The organism is Stutzerimonas sp. LR2, from assembly GCF_055755175.1.
This window is the reverse complement of record NZ_JBVTRR010000073.1, coordinates 1-712: the sequence shown is the minus strand read 5'-3', so window position 1 is coordinate 712 and position 712 is coordinate 1. Positions and strand designations below refer to the sequence as shown.

Sequence of the window (712 nt, the reverse complement as noted above, 5' to 3'; positions counted from 1 at the left end):
GATATCCGCTTTGTCCATGAAGCCTTCGTATATCGGCGTATGAACAATCCCGGGAGACACCGCGTTGACACGAATACCCGCGCTGGCCAGCTCAATCGCCAGATTACGCGTCAGGGCATGCAGACCCGCTTTTGCCATTGAATAGGCCGAGGCCGGCGAGTCACCCAGTGCAGCCTGAGCACCAATCGAACCGACGTTGACGATAGACCCTTCGAGCTTCGCGGCGAGCATGTTCTTCACGACATCCTGTGTAATAAAGAACGTGGCTCGGTTCAGCGAAAGATACATGTCATAATCGGCAAAGCTGTGCTCGGTAAATCCTTTGGGCATGAAGATACCGGCGGCATTCACCATCAGGCTGATATCGCGATGGTGAGCATTAATTTCCTGACGGATAGTTTCCATACCTTCTTCGGTCATCAGGTTCGCCGCGATGACCGCAACCGGTCCCAGAGGGCTCAGTTCTTTTTGCACCGCTTCGGCTTTGTCTTTTTTATTCCCGGTCAGCACGACACTGCCGCCCGCTTCCAGTACCATGCGTGCCACGGCCAGGCCCATGCCGCTGGTACCGCCGACGACGAGCAGTTTTTTACCTTTGAAAAAAGTGTTCATTTTCTGACTCCATTACTGGTGGGTAAGACGTTGCCGGCAGCGTGAAACTGCCGGCGGTTGACGGATTAAATACTGCAGCCATCCGTTCCGCAGGTCTGAC

1 protein-coding gene is annotated in these 712 nt (G+C 54.4%); it reads right to left on the bottom strand.

The window, feature by feature from the left end; genetic code table 11:
- On the bottom strand, window positions 1–612 hold a 612-nt coding region (locus tag ACVRRC_RS22110; protein ID WP_472997593.1), incomplete at its 3' end, for an SDR family NAD(P)-dependent oxidoreductase.
- Between the last annotated feature and the right edge of the window lie 100 nt (window positions 613–712).